The organism is Corallococcus sp. CA049B (assembly GCF_003611685.1).
GTDB lineage: Bacteria > Myxococcota > Myxococcia > Myxococcales > Myxococcaceae > Corallococcus > Corallococcus coralloides.
Genome location: NZ_RAWC01000074.1, coordinates 1 through 3491, shown reverse-complemented (window position 1 = coordinate 3491; position 3491 = coordinate 1). Strand labels below are relative to the sequence as shown.

Genomic DNA, 3491 nt, shown 5'->3' with positions numbered 1-3491 from the left:
GGGCCAGAGACTCCTTGGGAGGGGGTCTTGCGAACGCTCGCGGAGGAGATGCGACGGGTTCCCGGACTCGCGAGCGCGCGGGATAGTAGACAGACACTCCGACACGGCCGCAGCGATTTGCTCGAGAGGGCCCGGCTGTCAGCCCGCTCGGGAGCACAGCCGTGCGGGCGGTGGGGACCGAGCGGGAATTCCGATCCACGCCCGGTCTCTGGTGACATGTTTCAGCGGTGTTTCACCGTGGTGGTGGAACGCCCGCGCCTGACGTTTCCACTAGACTTCGGGAATGCCCGAGCCCTCCCGGATCCGCGAAGCCGTGCCCACCGACGCCGAGCGGATCACCCAGGTGCTGCGCGACGCCTTCGAGGAGTACCGCGGCCGACTGGATCCGCCCTCCAGCGCGCACGACAAGACGGAGGCCGTGGTGCGGCGCGAGCTGGTGGACGGCGGCGCCTTCGTCGCGGAAGCGGACGGCATCCTCTTCGGCTGCGTGTTCTTCCACCCGAAGGGGGACCACCTGTATCTGGACCGGCTCGCGGTGCTGCCCTCGCACCGGGGCCAGGGCGTGTCGCTGCGCCTCATGGAGGCCGTGGAGTCCCGAGCGCGCGAACTGGGCCAGACGCGCGTGCGGCTGTCGGTGCGGCTCGCGCTCACGTCGCACCATGCGTGGTACGCGCGCCAGCGCTACGTCTTCCATTCCCATGGAACGCACGCGGGCTACGCGTCGCCCACGTTCCTGGTGTTGGAGAAGACGCTCTGAGGCTTCAGTCGCGAGGCGGCAGCGGAATGCGGCGGCCTTCCAGGTCGCTCTGGATCGCGGCTTGGATGACGCGCACCGTCTCGCTTGCGCTCAGCGCCGTCACGGGCACGGGAGCGCCGTGGCGGATGGCGGCGCCGAGCTGCCGGTAGAACTGGCCGTAGTCGCCGGGCACGGTGGCGATGGTTTCCCCCGAGGCCAGCAACCGGCCGTGGCGCTCCGCGGGTTCCTGGCCGAAGTCCGGATGGCCGGGGCGCAGGCCCGCTTCGAGCTGTCCCTCCTGCGGATCCAGCGCATGCTTCACGTACGCATCCCGATCGCCCTGCAACACGAAGCGGGGCCACGGCGCGTGCACCACGGATCCGGAGTGCAGCACCACGCGCAGCGCGCCGTAGCGCAGCACCAGGTGGAACCAGTCCGTGCCCTGCGCGCCCGGACGTTGCCGGCCCAGGTCCGCGGCCACCGACTCGGGCAGGCCGAAGAGCTGCACGGCCTGGTCGACGAGGTGCGAGCCCAGGTCCCAAAGCGTCCCGCCGCCGGGGACATCCTGCTCCTTCCAGCGATCCTTCACCTGGGGCCGGAGGCGGTCGAAGTGGCTCTCCAGGCTATAGAGCGTCCCCAGCCGTCCCTGCTCCAGCAACTGGCGCACGGTGAGGAAGTCGCCGTCCCAGCGCCGGTTGTGGAACACGGTGAGGCAGCGCCCGCGCTCCTTCGCGAGCGCGTCCAGCCGCACCGCCTCGTCCGCGTCCAGGGCGAAGGGCTTCTCCACCACCACATGCTTGCCCGAGCGAAGCGCCTGTCCCGCGAGCGAGGCATGCGAGTCATTGGGCGTGCACACGACGATCACGTCCAGGTCCGGATCCGCCAGCAGAGACTCCACGGTGCCGGTGCGGACCCCTGGCCAGTCGCGGGCCACGGCCTCCGTGCGGCTCGACGCCACGGCCGCCAGGGTGAAAGCGGGTTCCGCGGCGATGAGGGGCCCATGGAAGCGCGAGCCGGACAGGCCATAGCCAAGGAGGCCCACCCGCAACGGGGAGCCAGGGACGCGAGCGGAGGTCATGGACCGCGAGGGTAGCGGGAAGTGGCCCCGGTGAGGACAGACGTGAATGCCAAGCCGTCCTCCCGGGCCCGGTTGCCTCAAAACTTGTCCGACAGTCGGACAGGTTTTCGCCGCATGGGGCCCGCGAACTTGTCCGACAGTCCGACAGTCGGACAGTCGGACAGGTTTTCGCCGCCCGGGCCCGGAGGGCGCGCTGGCCTGGCAAGCGACGCGGAGGGTGGGCCCGCACGTCCATGTCAGACCCCCATGGTTGGATGGCGATGCTGGAACGAGGGAGGGGATGGGGATGGGACGGGGAGGACTCGTGGCCTATGTGGAGGCTCAAATCGAGCGCGATATCGCGCTGGGGCGGCTGCACCCGAGCGGGCAATTCGGTCCCGAAGCGAAGCTGGCGCAGCGCTATGGGGTGAGCCGGGGCACCGTCCGCGAGGCACTGCGGCGGCTGGCCGCACGGGGCCTGGTGGTGCAACACCCTGGCCGCAAGACGCGCGCGGTGGCGCTGGATGAGTCGCTGACGCTGGAGAATCTGGGCCTGGCGCTGCATGACGTGCGCTCCCCGAATGCCCGGTGGCTCCTGGAGGGATCCTTCAGCCTCAAGCGGCAGGTGCTGGTGGAGCTTCTGGTCGACTGCTGCGCGAGGGCCTCGGACCTCGACCTGGACCGGCTGAGGAGTACGTGCTTCCAGCTCTGGAACGCGGCGCGCTGGGAGCCGGGGGCCACCTGCGCGCAGGTGGAATTCGAGTTGCTGCGGATGGCGGCGCGGGTGGCGGACCGTCCCGGGTACGTGCTCCTCGTTCAGTCCCTGCAGCGGGCATTCCTGGGAGGAGCCGCCGAACTGCTGCCGCTCCTGGGCGGAGAGGCGCTGCGCGAGTGGGCCTGTTGCGTGATGGATGCCCTGTCCGCGCGCAACGTGCGGGCGCTTCAGCAGGAGCTGCCGGCACTGATGAAGGCTTGCGATGAGCTTGTGCTGAATGCCTTCGTCCCTGCCGTTCCCGCTCCTGCTCCCCAGGAGCAGGCTCCCCCCGAGGCTCCATCCTCTCCTGAGGACCCTCGTGACGCTCCCGTGCCGGCCTCCCTCCTGATGAACGATGCGCTGGAGACTGGGGTTCGCGAGGACGAACGGAGCCTTGGCCACCTTGTGCCAGCCCTCGAGGATACCGAGGCGTCCTGTGTTGCACTCCGTCCCCATGGCGAGGCCGCGTCCGTGGATTCCAGCAGCGGGACGCCGCGGTCTTCTCCCGCCCCAGGGGATGTGTCCCGTGGATCCGATGGAGGCGCTTCGTCCGGCGAGGGTGGCCTCCCGTCTGGGGTTCCACCCTCCGGTTCCCTCGGACAATTTCATGGGCCCCTGGGTTTCCTGGGTCGGTGGTGGGAACGCTTGAGCCAATGGGCCTCGGAGGCATTCGCTGGAGTCCTGCTTCCGCTCAGGATGGGGCAACGCACTTCTGGCTAGAGTTCGCTCCATGGACACCGTGCCCCTCATCGACGTCCGAGCCCTCGTCGACCCCGCGTCGAGCCCCCTGGCCCGAAGGGAGGTCGCCGCTCGCATGGGCGCGGCCTGTAGGAACACCGGCTTCTTCTACGTCGTGGGCCATGGCGTGGACGTGGGCCTTCAGACCCGGTTGGAGGTGCTGGCTCGGGACTTCTTCGCGCGGCCGGAGGAGGAGAAGCAGCGGG

Annotated in this window: 4 protein-coding genes; 3 read left to right on the top strand and 1 reads right to left on the bottom strand. The window is 69.7% G+C overall.

Going from position 1 to position 3491, the window contains the following annotated elements; genetic code table 11:
* The first annotated feature begins 283 nt into the window (after positions 1 to 283).
* Entirely contained in the window at positions 284 to 757 is a 474-nt protein-coding gene (locus D7W82_RS18280; protein ID WP_120619582.1) for a GNAT family N-acetyltransferase, read from the top strand.
* Positions 758 to 761: 4 nt separating this feature from the next.
* Here D7W82_RS18280 and D7W82_RS18275 read toward each other — a convergent pair whose 3' ends face one another.
* Positions 762 to 1778 (bottom strand): oxidoreductase, encoded by a 1017-nt coding sequence (locus tag D7W82_RS18275; protein WP_233587769.1) that lies wholly within the window; start codon positions 1776 to 1778, stop codon positions 762 to 764.
* 316 nt (positions 1779 to 2094) lie between these two features.
* Here D7W82_RS18275 and D7W82_RS18270 point away from each other — a divergent pair, with 316 nt between their 5' ends.
* Positions 2095 to 3267, top strand: coding sequence for a FadR/GntR family transcriptional regulator (locus D7W82_RS18270; protein ID WP_120619580.1), 1173 nt, complete (start codon positions 2095 to 2097; stop codon positions 3265 to 3267).
* Between the two features lie 10 nt (positions 3268 to 3277).
* On the top strand, positions 3278 to 3491 hold a 214-nt coding region (locus tag D7W82_RS18265), incomplete at its 3' end, for a 2-oxoglutarate and iron-dependent oxygenase domain-containing protein (RefSeq protein WP_199727779.1).